Annotated in this window: 12 protein-coding genes; 5 read left to right on the top strand and 7 right to left on the bottom strand. The window is 42.6% G+C overall.

What is annotated here, in order from left to right:
• Positions 1–17 precede the first annotated feature (17 nt).
• The 5 genes from ACX1N5_RS03215 to ettA form a co-directional block, all read right to left on the bottom strand.
• Positions 18–413 (bottom strand): cation efflux protein, CzcI-like, encoded by a 396-nt coding sequence (locus ACX1N5_RS03215; RefSeq protein WP_458799571.1) that lies wholly within the window; start codon positions 411–413, stop codon positions 18–20.
• Between the two features lie 348 nt (positions 414–761).
• Positions 762–1,466: a glycosyltransferase family 2 protein gene (locus ACX1N5_RS03220; RefSeq protein WP_458799569.1), complete on the bottom strand. Its 705-nt coding sequence runs from the start codon at positions 1,464–1,466 to the stop codon at positions 762–764.
• Positions 1,463–2,017 carry a DedA family protein gene (locus ACX1N5_RS03225; protein ID WP_228127425.1) on the bottom strand — a complete coding sequence of 185 codons (555 nt, stop codon included), beginning with the start codon at positions 2,015–2,017 and terminating at the stop codon, positions 1,463–1,465. Before ACX1N5_RS03225 ends, ACX1N5_RS03220 begins: the two co-directional genes overlap by 4 nt.
• An 18-nt stretch (positions 2,018–2,035) precedes the next feature.
• On the bottom strand, positions 2,036–3,187 hold the full coding sequence (locus ACX1N5_RS03230; protein ID WP_458799567.1) for a ceramide glucosyltransferase: 1,152 nt from the start codon (positions 3,185–3,187) through the stop codon (positions 2,036–2,038).
• A complete protein-coding gene (gene ettA, locus ACX1N5_RS03235; protein ID WP_131379665.1) occupies positions 3,188–4,849 on the bottom strand; it encodes an energy-dependent translational throttle protein EttA in 1,662 nt (553 codons plus the stop codon). It abuts the gene before it with no gap.
• Between the two features lie 259 nt (positions 4,850–5,108).
• Between ettA and ACX1N5_RS03240 the strand changes: the two genes are divergently transcribed.
• Positions 5,109–6,386, top strand: coding sequence for an O-acetylhomoserine aminocarboxypropyltransferase/cysteine synthase family protein (locus ACX1N5_RS03240; protein ID WP_458799564.1), 1,278 nt, complete (start codon positions 5,109–5,111; stop codon positions 6,384–6,386).
• 269 nt (positions 6,387–6,655) lie between these two features.
• On the top strand, positions 6,656–7,543 hold the full coding sequence (locus ACX1N5_RS03245) for an SDR family NAD(P)-dependent oxidoreductase (protein WP_458799562.1): 888 nt from the start codon (positions 6,656–6,658) through the stop codon (positions 7,541–7,543).
• 46 nt (positions 7,544–7,589) lie between these two features.
• On the opposite strand, the gene ACX1N5_RS03250 is transcribed toward ACX1N5_RS03245, so the two are convergent.
• Positions 7,590–8,102, bottom strand: coding sequence for a DinB family protein (locus tag ACX1N5_RS03250; RefSeq protein WP_458799857.1), 513 nt, complete (start codon positions 8,100–8,102; stop codon positions 7,590–7,592).
• 85 nt (positions 8,103–8,187) lie between these two features.
• Positions 8,188–10,542: a Tex family protein gene (locus ACX1N5_RS03255; RefSeq protein ID WP_458799560.1), complete on the bottom strand. Its 2,355-nt coding sequence runs from the start codon at positions 10,540–10,542 to the stop codon at positions 8,188–8,190.
• A gap of 318 nt (positions 10,543–10,860) precedes the next feature.
• Between ACX1N5_RS03255 and ompR the strand changes: the two genes are divergently transcribed.
• The 3 genes from ompR to ACX1N5_RS03270 all read left to right on the top strand — a co-directional run bounded on the left by ompR (position 10,861) and on the right by ACX1N5_RS03270 (position 14,830).
• A complete protein-coding gene (gene ompR / locus ACX1N5_RS03260) occupies positions 10,861–11,625 on the top strand; it encodes an osmolarity response regulator transcription factor OmpR (protein ID WP_004898958.1) in 765 nt (254 codons plus the stop codon).
• 15 nt (positions 11,626–11,640) lie between these two features.
• Positions 11,641–13,053, top strand: coding sequence for an ATP-binding protein (locus ACX1N5_RS03265; RefSeq protein WP_458799558.1), 1,413 nt, complete (start codon positions 11,641–11,643; stop codon positions 13,051–13,053).
• Between the two features lie 268 nt (positions 13,054–13,321).
• Positions 13,322–14,830, top strand: coding sequence for an acetyl-CoA hydrolase/transferase family protein (locus ACX1N5_RS03270; protein WP_458799556.1), 1,509 nt, complete (start codon positions 13,322–13,324; stop codon positions 14,828–14,830).
• Positions 14,831–14,858: the final 28 nt, after the last annotated feature.

The raw sequence follows: 14,858 nt of genomic DNA on the forward strand, positions 1-14,858 counted from the left end.
GGTGGGCGATTTTTCGGCTACCCCACCAATAGCGGGGCAAAAACAGGCGGTGGATTGGCGGCAAACAAATCAGGGGACTGGTATAAATTATTCCAGTCATAATGCCGCAACACCTGCATAGAAGCATGATGTGGTGCAAGGGTATGTGCCTGCACGACTGCCATTACAGGTGAAAAAGACGGTAAATGATCACTATGATCCTGAACATCGGGTGGATCATCTACTGTGTTCAATACACTTGGATGCTGTGCTAGATGCTCGGAGGTCAGTTGATGATGTCCAAAATGCGCTGAACTCGATTTTTGTATCGCTGGTCGGTTTTCATGGGTGCAAAATGCCGCTGCCACATTCCAAACACTTTGGAACATGAACAAAGTCAGCAAGATGGTGATAAAAACACTGCAACGTTTCAACGCAGAAGCTCTCGAACGATTCCGAACGAATATAACAGTTTTATGACATGTTATAGAATCACGTTTTAAGGTTTATATGAACATGACAATACTTCGATCAAGCACGAACCACTAAACGAATTCAATAAATCCAGATAGAATCATTAAACCCATGCCATACATAACAGAACGTAACGGCCTATGAGTTGTAGAGTTATTGTTGCAAAATTAAATTTAAAAATGAAAACAGCGACTTATTATTATAATTATAGCAATTAAACGTAAAATTATGCTTTCCGAAAGACAGCTCCAATTCATCATTGAAACCATCCTTAAAACTACTTATAAAATCTAAAATATAACAAATAGTTAACTATGATTGGATGATAAACTCTTTTTCACTTTATTTTGTCTAAGCCACATTTTCACAATTTGCATGCTTGCTTTATGCAGTGGAACGGTATTAAAAATATCTCGCAGCATTTGGATATCTGCCATACCACCTTGTAGCCACCCCATTTTTTTCGCTTTATATGGGCTCATTACATCAGGCCAACGTACAACTTTAATTCGGGAACGATCTGCAAGCCATAAGTGGTTTAACCAGACCTCTAACCCAAAACGGGGAAGCGTTCCGATTTCACCCAGATATTGCATCACCTGATCACGCCTGAAGATGCGCTCTCCTGAAATATAGTCCAATCCAATCACTTGCCACGGCAATGGGCTATTACCACGCAAACTCAAAGACACATCAGCCAAACCAGAGCAGATTGGTTCAGCCAATGCCGTAATGTCCGATGCGGTTAGTCCAATCAGGTCAGCATCAAGCAAAAGCACATGACTTCCCGATGCAGCTGAAATCCCCGCCGCAACCGCATTACTTTTCCCACTGTTACGCTCTAAAGTAATGACCTTGACGCCAGATCGCTGCGCGACCTCAACCGTATTGTCTGTCGATCGATCATCCACAACAATAATTTCATCGACAAGCGCATGTCCACAGACTGCATCCAGTACTTTTCCAATACGAGGTGCTTCATTGTAGGCAGGAATAATACAACTTAATTTCATGAAGTTCTCTTCAGCCAAAAAATGCTGACAAAAACAATAATAACCAGCATCATCAAAGAGATCATTCCAATCCAGTGATCAACCCGATTAACAAAATTTCCACAGCTATAACCGATTGCAACAAAAAAAAGACTTTTAGGAATCGTAGATACGGCGCTATAAAAAACGAACGGAAGAAAACGCATTCTTGCAATTCCCGCCCCCAACAAAACTGCTATACCAGCGGAATGTGTGAGCTTGCCAATAACAATAAGTTTTCCGCCCTCTACATCAAATTTACTGACCAATCCATCTAGTCTGGCTGGGTTCAATCCCAGACGCTGCATCCATTTCGGTGGCACACTTCCCTTTTTCACCATGCCACGACCGACCAGATAAAAACAGATATCACCGATCAGATCGGCCATGATCACGACCACAATCACAGTCAGCAGACTAAAATAATTTAGACGGGCCAGATAGGCCGCAATGACGGTAACAATTGGCCCTTCAATCACGGCTAAAGGCGTTAACAGCAACAAACCATGTGCTTTTATTAAAGTTTCCGTCATTGAGAGATCAAACAAGGGTTAATGCTCCATCTCTTTATGTTCTTGCACATTGACAGAAGCCGAGCTACTCATTGCATTCCCATGCCACACAAAACTGCGGCCCGCCCAACACCATAGCCATAACAATGGCAATAGCATGTCACGAATGATCATTGCCCATACATCTCTGGCACTATGCGGCCAACGCAGCAGCTTCGCCACCATCCACTCGGCACCGTACCACAAAATAAAGACAGCAGGAGGAAGTATCCAAGGGATAATCTGTAAATATGCCAGATAAATCAGACTAGCCATTACAGGTATAGACCCTAAAAGTATTTCAGGAATAAATAGCCAGAAAAAACCAAGCCGACGGATACGTGCCCAGCGTAATTGACGATCCCAGACCGCGCGTAATGTTCGCTCACCAATTGGTTGACCAAAAGGGCGTGGTGTTAAATGAACTTTCAAGCCCGCATCTCTAACCAGTTTCGTCGATGCAACATCTTCGGCTAATTCATGCCCTAATGCAGACAGTCCACCACGCTGATCAAGAACATCTCTGTGCCAAAACAAGGTTTTGCCTTGTGCAAATCCAAGGCCGATTGCATCGGATAAAAACTGCCATCGTGCCTGATGTGTATTCAATAATGCGGCTTCAACTGCACCCCACAAATTCATTGGTCGAATACCAATGGCTGGCGAACTCACGAGCCCTGTATCTTGCTCATCAAAACTCAAAATTAATGAACGCAGATAGTCTGGTGGAAGCAACAGATTACTGTCCGCCATCGCAATCCATTGAGCAGATGTACTTTGCCATGCCTTCTCAATGTTATTGAGTTTGGGGTTTTTAGTAATCAGATCATTTCCGATCAGAAGTTTGGCTGATCTTTCAGGGTGGCAGGCCATTAACCGATTGACATACGGAATCACAGGGTCTTGTGCAGAAGCAACGCAAAAAAGGATGTCATAATCTGGATAATCCTGTTTAAAGCAGGATAAGAGTAATTCTTCTGCAAAATTATCTAGACCACAAAGTGGTCGAATCAGTGTAATGTGTGGTGTTTTTTTAAGAATAGAAGAATGTATCGGAGAATTTAGTCGCCGAAAAGCAACAAAAAGAGAGCCAAGCTGCACAATCAATAATGTGCAGCTTGCTATCCCAGCAATAATTGCTAACAGTGCCATTTATCCACTGATTTTTTTGTATTTAGTACGCTTTTGTACCGCATCTTCGCCTAAACGTGCCAAGCGGTATGCTTCATACTCAGCATAGTTGCCTTCGTAGAATTCAGGTTGTTCATTTTCAAATGACAAAATGTGCGTTGCAATACGGTCAAGGAACCAACGGTCATGCGATACCACCATCACTGTACCCGGGAATACCAAAATGGCATCTTCAAGCGCACGTAAAGTTTCGATATCCAAGTCGTTCGATGGCTCATCCAGTAAGATCACGTTTGCGCCCATTTGCAGGATTTTCGCCAGTTGCAAACGGTTACGCTCACCACCTGACAATTCGCCTACACGTTTTTGCTGATCTTGACCCTTAAAGTTAAAGCGACCGATATAAGCACGTGATGCAATTTCATAATCGCCAATTCTTAAGATATCCAAACCGCCAGAAACTTCTTCCCAAACAGTTTTGTTGTTATCTAAGGTGTCACGAATCTGACCCACATACGCTACTTTAACCGACTCACCCAACGTTACCGTACCTGTATCTGGCTGTTGCTCACCAGTCATCATACGGAATAGTGTGGTTTTACCCGCACCGTTTGGACCCACGATACCCACAATTGCTGTAGGCGGCACGGTAAAGCTGAGGTTTTCATACAGTAAGCGACCATCAAACGATTTGCTGATACCTTCTACTTCTACAACCTTGTTGCCTAGGCGTGGACCAGGTGGAATATAGATTTCAGAGGTTTCGTTACGCTGTTGGAATTCACGTGAGTTAAGCTCTTCAAAACGCTCCATACGCGCTTTGTTTTTCTTTTGTTGACCTTTGGCATTTGAACGAACCCATTCAAGTTCTTTCTTCAATGCTTTAGCAAAAGACTCTTCTTGCTTATTCTCTTGTTCTAGTCGCGCATTCTTTTGCTCTAACCAAGAAGAATAGTTGCCTTGGTAAGGAATACCCATACCGCGGTCAAGCTCCAAAATCCACTCGGCAACGTTATCCAAGAAATAACGGTCATGCGTAATCGCCACAATAGTGCCCGCAAAGTCTTTCAAGAAACGCTCTAACCAAGACACAGACTCTGCATCCAAATGGTTCGTCGGTTCGTCTAGAAGCAACATGTCTGGCTTAGATAAAAGCAAACGACACAACGCAACACGACGACGCTCACCACCTGACAGTAAAGTCACGTCAGCATCCCAAGCTGGAAGGTTCAACGCAGCTGCGGCTTGATCCATTTGGTTGCTGAGGTTATGCGCATCCCATGAATGGATAATCGCTTCTAATTTTTCTTGTTCTTTCGCTAACTTATCAAAGTCTGCATCTTCAGACGCATATTCAGCAAACACTTCGTCGAGACGCGCCAAAGCATCTAATGGTTCACGTAAACCATCTTCTACGTTGCCACGAACGTCTTTATTTGGATCGAGCGGTGGTTCTTGCTCTAAATAACCGATTTTGATACCCGGTTGCGCACGTGCTTCACCAGAAAAATCTTTGTCTACGCCCGCCATAATACGAAGCAAGGTCGATTTACCTGCACCGTTTAAACCAAGTACACCAATTTTTGCACCTGGGAAAAATGATAAAGAGATGTCTTTTAAGATTTCGCGCTTAGGCGGAATCATCTTAGACACTCGGTTCATCGTATAAATATATTGGGCCACTTAGGACTCCTCAATTGAAAAAGCAAAACATCGCAAACCGCGACAAAAATTGCTCGCATTATACGATGAATCAGTCAAAAACATAAGACTATCGCCTAGATCATGTCAGCAGTTTGTGACAATTCATTGTCAAAGGCAGTACTATATATTCGAACAGATATTGCATAAATTCAGATAAGTAACGCACAAAAGCATATACATGCTGTAGTTAAAAAACTTTAAACTCAATGAATATAAATACATAGGACAAGAAAACAACATGAGCCATAAAGACGAAACCCTTGCCATTCATGCAGGTTATAGCCCTGAAGCTACGACTAAAGCGGTTGCTGTTCCAATTTATCAAACGACATCCTATTCTTTTGACAACACTCAGCATGGCGCCGATTTATTTGATCTAAAAGTTCAGGGCAATATCTATACTCGCATCATGAACCCGACCACAGCCGTATTGGAGCAGCGTATCGCAGCGTTAGAAGGTGGAATTGGGGCACTGGCGCTGGCATCGGGTATGGCAGCCATTACTTATGCGATTCAGACCATTGCTGAGGCGGGCGACAATATTGCATCGGTTTCGACTTTATATGGTGGCACCTATAACTTGTTCGCCCATACCCTGCCTAAGCAAGGGATCGAAGTTCGTTTCTTTGATTATCAACAGCCTGATCAACTTGCGTCGCTCATTGATGAAAAAACCAAACTGGTGTTTGTCGAATCGATTGGCAATCCTTTGGGAAATATTATTGATCTGGAAAAAATTGCCGAAATTGCACATGCACATGGCATTCCTGTCGTTGTCGATAACACTGTTGCTACGCCAGTATTGCAAAAATCTTTTGAATTTGGGGCAGATATTATTGTCCACTCACTGACAAAATATATTGGCGGACATGGCAACAGTATTGGCGGAATTATTGTCGACAGTGGTAAATTTCCGTGGGGACAATACCCTGAACGCTTTAAATCTTTAAACACCCCTGATCCAAGCTATCATGGCGTGAACTACGTCGAAGCCTTAGGTGAAGCAGCGTATATTGCCCGAGCGCGCGTTGTGCCTCTACGCAATACAGGTGCAGCAATTAGCCCGTTCAATGCCTTTCTGATTTTACAAGGTCTGGAAACCCTTTCCCTGCGTATGGAGCGCCATACCGAAAATGCTCAGTGTATTGCCGAATACCTCCAGCAACACCCAAAAGTCAAATGGGTCAACTATGCAGGTCTGCCTGAGCATCCACAGCATGCACTGGCACAAAAATATGTACAGGGTAAACCTTCTGCGATTTTATCTTTTGGGGTACAAGATGGTTTGGCAGGTGGTACGCGTTTTATTGATGCCTTACAACTGTTTACGCGTCTGGTGAATATTGGTGATGCCAAAAGCTTAGCCTGTCATCCTGCCACTACAACGCACCGTCAGCTTAACCCCGATGAGCTAAAAGCAGCAGGCGTCAGTGTAGATATGGTACGGTTATCTATCGGGATTGAGCATATTGATGATTTGATTGCTGACCTTGAGCAAGCACTCAATGCTGTTTAAAAAACAGATTGTTTTGCCTATTTTTTAATGCCCTTGATCAGGTAAAAATATGCCGCCAATACAATTTATGTTTTAATCATTAAATTGTTATAATAAATAGAGCATTTGCTCTATTTATTATTTATAAATTCATACACTTACCTCTAGCTTTTCCTTCAATATTGGTTGTATGATTTTTTAGAGTTCTCTTTCTTTTAGACAGAGAAGCAACATTCCATAAAATAATTAAATACCCATTTTTTAAAATCAAATCGAGGCAGGCTAAACACGTGGATAAAAAACTTGAAAAAATATTCCAAGGGAAAGTGCACGGCAAAATCGCATTAGTAACCGGAGCTTCAAGTGGCATTGGTATGACGGTCGCTAAAAAATTGGCTAGCGCAGGTGCACACGTACTCTTGGTCGCTCGTACTGAAGAAAAGCTTTTAGAAGTCAAAACTGAAATTGAACAAGATGGTGGTCAAGCATCGGTGTACCCATGTGACCTGAATGACATGGACGCAATTGATGCAGTCGCCAAACAAATTTTAACCGATGTCGACCATATTGATATTTTGATTAACAATGCAGGACGCTCCATTCGCCGCGCTGTACACGAATCAATAGATCGTTTTCATGATTTTGAACGCACCATGCAGCTTAACTACTTTGGTGCTGTACGTTTGGTATTAAATATCTTGCCCCACATGATTAAACGCAAACATGGGCAAATCATTAATATCAGTTCAATTGGTGTTCTTGCGAATGCCACACGTTTTTCAGCTTATGTTGCGTCAAAAGCTGCACTTGATGCATTTAGCCGCTGTTTGTCTGCTGAAGTACATTCTCACAAAATTTCCATTACAACAGTGTATATGCCATTGGTACGCACCCCAATGATTGCACCCACCAAGATTTACAAATATGTACCGACCCTGTCACCTGAACAGGCAGCAGACCTAGTCGCGTATGCAATTGTGAAAAAACCGAAGAAAATAGCCACACACTTGGGTTACCTGTCTTCACTGACGTATGCGATTGCGCCTGAAATTAACGATAAGATCATGTCCATCGGCTTTAACCTGTTCCCAAGCTCTAGCGCTTCTGTTGGTGAGCAGCAAAAACTAAACTGGGTACAACGCACTTATGCACGATTATTTCCAGGTGAACACTGGTAAACAGCTATTTCGCCAAGCCTGATCAATACAGGCTTGGTTTCAATTTTTATTGTAAATTCTGCTGCTCTTCAACCAACATATACACCAAATCCAACTCTGGGCAAGCATAGCCCATCGCTGTAAGCGCTGCACTGATTTGTCCACGATGATGTGTGCCATGATTAAACACATGTACCAAGGTTGCTGCATACGGTAATGACTTTGGCTGCCCTGTCGATGTTTGATAATTTAAATTTCCTGCCAAATACTGTGGATCAAGTTCATTTAAAAATGTGATCCAATTTAATGTCTTTTCTTGTAATGTTTGAATTAAAACATGCCGATCATCCTCAACAATCGTATTGAGCTGCAGCGTTGGTGAATATCCTTTTGCAAAACGTGGAAACCACAATTCATGTTCACCCAGCAAAAGATGATTCAATGTCCCCAAAATACTTTGAAAAAATAAGCCACTATCCCGATAAAAATCAGCATCCGTCATATCAGCTAAAGACTGGCTTAATTTTGTCGTTGCCCAAATATTATAACGCGCCAATAATTGCAAACTTTCTAAATTGATCATTGTTATTTCCTTAATTTTCCAATCTTTTTTTAATTATAAGTCATAAAAAAACCTCCCCGAAGGGAGGTTTCATCAGTTCAAATTATTTTGAACCTTTAATTCCTGCTTGTAGCAACAACGCACCTAGACCACCAATTTTTTGCTCTTGTGGTTTATGGTTTTGAGGTTTTTGACCACCTTGACGTTGTGAGCGTTCACCTTGAGGGCGTGATTGTGGGCGTTTCGGTTTACGATCCGCTTGCTCCGTAGCGTTTTCACGACGTGGTTGACGTTGTGCTTTGGCTGGTGCTTGTGATCCTTCAGGGCGCATACTCAAGTTCACACGATGACGTTCTGCATCGACCTGAATTACACGAACTTTGACGATTTGACCCGGTTTCACCACTTTATGTGGGTCAGAAACAAATTCATTGGCCAATTCAGAAATATGCACTAAACCATCATGATGCACACCGATATCTACAAACGCGCCAAAATTAGTCACGTTTGTCACAACACCTTCAAGCTCCATGCCTTCTGTCAACTGAGCGACATCGGTAATATCTTCACGGAACTTGACTGTGCGGAATTCTGGACGTGGATCACGACCCGGTTTTTCAAGCTCAGCCAAGACATCTTTAATGGTTGGCAAACCAAATTGATCATCAACAAACTGATCAGCATCAACCTGACGAATAATTTCAGTATTGCCAATGATATCTTTCACTGTTGTTGCTTTCGCAGCCACAATTTTCTCAACCAAGCCATAACTTTCGGGGTGAACTGCAGAAGCATCTAGCGGCTCAGAACCATCTTGAATACGTAAGAAACCCGCTGCCTGTTCAAAAGTACGCTCGCCCAAACGTGGTACTTTTTTCAATGCATGACGTGTATCAAAACGACCATTTTCTTTACGATATTCAACGATTTGTTGAGCGATTGCTTTGTTTAAACCAGCGATATAACCCAAAATTGCTGCTGATGCTGTATTTACATCTACACCAACCGCGTTCACACAGTCTTCAACTACAGCATCCAGAGTTTTTGCCAAACCAGTCTGGTTGACATCGTGCTGGTACTGACCCACACCAATCGATTTTGGATCGATTTTCACAAGTTCAGCGAGTGGATCTTGTAAACGGCGGGCAATCGAAACTGCACCACGAATCGAAACGTCAAGTTCAGGTAATTCTTGTGATGCAAGCTCACTTGCCGAATAGACTGATGCACCTGCTTCACTGACAGTAATACGGGTCAATTGAAGGTCAGTGTTTTGCGCCATCATTTCAGCAACGACAGCTTCAGTTTCACGGCTTGCTGTACCGTTACCAATCGCAATCAGTTCAACCTGATATTCACGGCAAAGGCGTGCCAACTCAGCAATTGAACCTGCTTTATCTTCTTTTGGTGCAAATGGGTAAATCGTGCTGTGTGCAACCACATCGCCTGACTGGTTTACAACAGCCAATTTCACGCCTGTACGGATACCAGGGTCAACACCCAAAGTACAACGTGCCCCCGCTGGTGCAGACAACAACAAGTGGCGTAAGTTTTCAGCAAAGACATTCATCGCTTCAGCTTCAGCCGCCAAACGCTTTTCTGTCAGTAAAGAATGTTCGATTTGCGGACGAATTTTACCCAGCCAGAATAATTTCGCAGTTTGCTTTAAGAAATCTTGGCGCGCTTGTGGCTGGATTTGATCGAGATTGTATTCGGTTTCGATGCGTGCCAATGCTGCATCATCTTCACCATCAACTTTTAAGCCCAAGACATTTTCTTGGCGACCACGTAACATGGCCAGCAAACGATGCGATGGAACTTTGTTGAAATTTTCTGAAAATTCGAAGTAGTCGCGGAACTTTTTGCCAACTTCTTTTTTCTCATCAGAAGCCACTGTGCTTTTTAAAATGGCAGTTTTTGCAAATAACGCCTTCAATTCTGTGGTCAGCGCAATATTTTGTGCCCAGTCATCAATAATGATGTGCTGAATCGCATCGAGTTGGCTGTCGACATCTGGGTAATCGGCATGTTCAAAACCTGCGACTGCAGCCGTTGGCTCAATCTGTTCAGTCAAGATTTTCTCTGCCGCATCACCTAAACCTGCTTCTCTCGCTTTAAACGATTTGCTGGTGCGTTTTGGGCGGTATGGTGCATAAATTTCTTCAAGCGCATTTTTGGTGTCTGCGGCATTGACGCGTGCCAACAAATCATCATTGAGCTTGTTTTGTTCTTGTAATGATTGAATTACTTTTTCACGACGCTCGTAGAGATCACGCAAATAACTCAAGCGCGTATCGAGCTGACGTAGTTGTGTATCGTCTAAGCCTTGGGTGACTTCTTTACGGTAGCGGGCAATAAACGGAACACTTGCACCTTCATCAATTAAGCGAATCGCAGCTTCTACTTGGTTCGGACGTACGGCAAGCTCGCTTGCCAACTGCTGAACGAGGTCAGTCATCGTGTTTGATCCCATAAGGAATAAGAACTATAAAAGCAGTGATTATAAAGACCATGCTCGTAAAATCTACAGAAATTATGCCGAAAAACTAAAATTATCATCATCATTCAGTTGTTTCTTGGTTTTTCCGTTCTTAATATGACTTAGATTTGGGGAAAAGAGCCGAATAAAATCAATTGAATAAAATTTAGGTAAAATAACTTAGGCGACTGTATATATTTGTTAATTTGAGCAAATTAATACATAGCCATAAGCATTATGAAAGCATTATACTCAAAGCATCGACTATTATATAAATGATAATCAAGGGAGCACTTCATGAGTTTAGTGGTACCTGCTGACAATAAAGATGTCGCACTTCACGACACCGATCGCGTTGAACGAATTTTGGTCGTAGATGATGACGTCCGTCTTCGTACTTTATTACAACGTTTTTTAGAAGATAAAGGCTTTGTCGTGAAAACTGCTCACGATGCCACTCAAATGGATCGTCTGTTACAACGTGAGTTGTTTTCGTTGATTGTGCTCGATTTCATGCTGCCTGTAGAAGATGGCTTAAGCATCTGCCGTCGTTTACGCCAGTCCAACATTGATACACCAATCATTATGCTGACTGCACGTGGTAGTGATTCTGACCGTATCTCTGGTCTAGATGCAGGTGCAGATGACTATTTACCAAAGCCATTTAACCCAAATGAATTGCTTGCACGTATCCGCGCTATTTTACGTCGCCAAGTGCGTGAAGTGCCTGGTGCGCCAAGCCAGCATATGGAAGTGGTGAGTTTTGGCCCTTGGTCGCTCGACTTGTCGACTCGCACCTTGACCCGTGAAGGTCAAGTGGTCACCTTAACCACAGGCGAGTTTGCTGTCCTTAAAGCACTGGTACAGCATCCGCGTGAACCGTTGACCCGTGACAAACTCATGAACCTTGCTCGTGGTCGTGAATGGGGTGCAATGGAACGTTCAATTGATGTACAGGTTTCCCGCTTGCGCCGTTTGATTGAAGATAATCCGGCACGTGCCCGTTATATTCAAACCGTTTGGGGCGTCGGTTATGTCTTTGTTCCAGATGGTGCTGAATAATTAGGGCGGTCTTACGTGACAGCTGAACCAAATAACCCGAAGAATAATATTGTTCTCGATTCTTCGGGTTACTATGCAAAACCACGAAGCCAATTTGAACGCTTTTTAGACAAATTAAAACCGCGTTCAGCCGCACTGCGCACCACAGTTCTTGTGACTTTTGTGGTGTGTTTTAGCTTGTTTATGTCGTTATGGTTCATTTGGCGCACCTTATACTTGCCTGAACTCCAACAACACGCAGGTTATCTGGCAATTGAATCGGAAATTATCCATAATCCCAATTTTAAAATTATAAATAACGGCAAAGAAATCTCTGTCGATACGTGGCTCAATCAACGTTTAGGTGTTGAGTTCATGACTGATGATAGCAAGCGCCCAGCGATTGTCGATAAACCGATCGCTGACTTTTTTACCGACAGCATTAAACAAAGTCTGGCAAGTGCGATTAATGCAGATCCCGAAGACGTTACTGTCTTTTTTAAATTCAAACCCACACCAAGTATTTGGGTACAAACCCCAAGCATGCATGGTGGATGGATTCGTGAACCTTTAAAAAATTACGCGAACTATAGTTTAGAGCTGATTTTAGCGTGGTTTCTTGGTGTACCCATTTTATCTGCCATTATTATTTTAACTCTGGTACGTCAGCTCAACCGCCCACTGAAACGTCTGCAAAATGCAGCCAACAGTTATAGTAAAACAGGTAAAGCCCCATTTTTAGCCACCAATCACGGCCCTTTAGAGATTCGGGAAGTTAACCAAGCGTTTAATCATATGATCTACACGCTTGAGCAAATCGAGAAAGACCGTCAGATTATGCTAGCAGGCATTTCGCATGACTTACGCACTCCCCTGACCCGTATTCGTCTGACTGCCGAAATGCTCCCTGATGAATTTTTGCGTGATGGATTGATTTATGACGTTGAAGATATGGATGCGATTCTAAATCAGTTCATTTCCTATATGCGAGATGGGTCAGATGAAGAACTTTCTGATACCGATATCAACACCTTGCTACAAGAGTTAGTCGTACAGTTTAAACCTCTGGATATTCGCTTTACACCAGAACCACTGCCCATCATTCTGGCGCGAAGCTTATCACTCAAACGTCTGATCGGGAATTTAATCAATAACTCCAAACGCTATGGTGCAGAACCGATTGAGCTTTCAGCCAGTGTTGATGCCGACAAAATCAAGATTTGCGTAGCAGATCATGGTGAAGGTATTCCCGCCGATCAGATCGAGGAATTGATGCAACCTTTTGTACGGGGTGATAGTGCCCGTACCATTCAGGGTAGCGGTCTAGGTCTGGCAATTGTGAAACGCATTGTTGATATTCATCAGGGTGAACTGATTTTGCGGAATCGTGTTGAAGGTGGGTTTGAAGCGATTATTTTGTTGCCTATTGCTAAAGCTGAAAAATTATAAAAGATCAACCCCTCTTTTGAACATCTGGGAAAAAGCATTGCAAACCCGAAATAAAATGATCATTTATTCATCATATTTTATTTAGACAAAGGTTTGATTTATTTTTAATAAAACAACTAATTTCAATGACTTAAAATTCATTTATTTACTTGATATTCATATTTATTTTAAAAATTAGACCTTAGCCTAACAAGCATGAAAATTACCTGACCAGAGGGTAGAATCCCCTCTGCATAACTTAAAAATCCATTTTTTTTGAGAGTAGAACATGTCATTAGATCGTATTCGCTTAGCTTCATTACATGACAAAGTCATTTCAGCCGAGCAAGCAGCAGAACTAATTCAGGATGGTATGACAGTAGGGATGAGCGGTTTTACTCGTGCTGGTGAAGCTAAAGCAGTACCTTTGGCTTTAGTGAAGCGCGCAAAAACAAATCCATTAAAAATTAGCCTGGTAACTGGGGCAAGTTTAGGAAACGACCTAGACAAACAGTTGACTGAAGCGGGTGTTCTAGCTCGTCGTATGCCATTCCAAGTAGACAATACACTACGTAAAGCCATTAACAATGGTCAAGTCATGTTTATTGATCAGCATTTGTCTGAAACTGTTGAACAAATGCGCGGCAACCAAATTAAACGCCCTGAAATCGCAATCATTGAAGCTGTTGCCATTACTGAAACAGGCAGCATCATTCCAACAACTTCTGTCGGTAACTCTGCAAGCTTTGTAGAATATGCTGATAAGGTAATTGTTGAAATCAATACTTCTGTAAGTACTGATTTTGAAGGCGTACATGATATTTACATTCCAACACCACGCCCAAACCGCGAACCAATTCCTTTAACTTATTCTGAACAACGTATTGGTACGACTGGTATTGACGTTGACCCTGCAAAAATTGCAGCTATTGTCTTCAATGACACACCAGACTCTCCATCTAACGTAACCGACCCAGATGAAGAAACTCAGGCGATTGCCAATCACCTGATCGATTTCTTCGAAAAAGAAGTTGCTGAAGGTCGCTTGCCACATAATCTAGCACCATTACAAGCAGGGATTGGTTCAATTGCCAACGCAGTATTAACCGGTTTTAAACACTCAAGCTTTGAAAACTTGGTGATGTATTCTGAAGTATTACAAGACTGTACTTTTGAATTGATCGATGCAGGCAAAATGACCTTTGCTTCAGGCTGTTCAATGACTTTGTCTGAAAAATGCGGTAACCGCGTATTTGGCAACTTGGCGCATTACAAAGACAAATTCGTACTTCGTCCACAAGAAATTTCAAACATTCCTGAAATCGTGCGTCGTTTAGGCATCATCGGTATCAACACTGCCCTTGAATTCGATATTTACGGTAACGTAAACTCAACTCATGTTTGCGGTACTCACATGATGAACGGTATTGGTGGTTCAGGGGACTTCGCTCGTAATGCCAACATTGCGATCTTCGTGACCAAATCAATTGCAAAAGGCGGTGCGATCTCTTCTGTAGTACCAATGGCATCTCACGTTGACCATGCTAACCATGACGTTGATATTCTAGTGACTGAACAAGGTCTTGCCGATCTTCGCGGCTTGGCACCACGTGAACGCGCACGTGCCATTATCGACAACTGTGCACACCCAGCCTACAAAGATGCTTTAAATGACTACTTCAACCGTGCATGTGAACAAGGTGGTCAAACACCACATGTTCTAGAAGAAGCATTATCTTGGCATGTAAACTTCAAAAAAACTGGCCAGATGCTGATTCAAGAAGAAGCAAACGCTTAATCTTGTCTTGCAAAAAAACGCCCGGTTG

The organism is Acinetobacter sp. ANC 4636, from assembly GCF_054454555.1.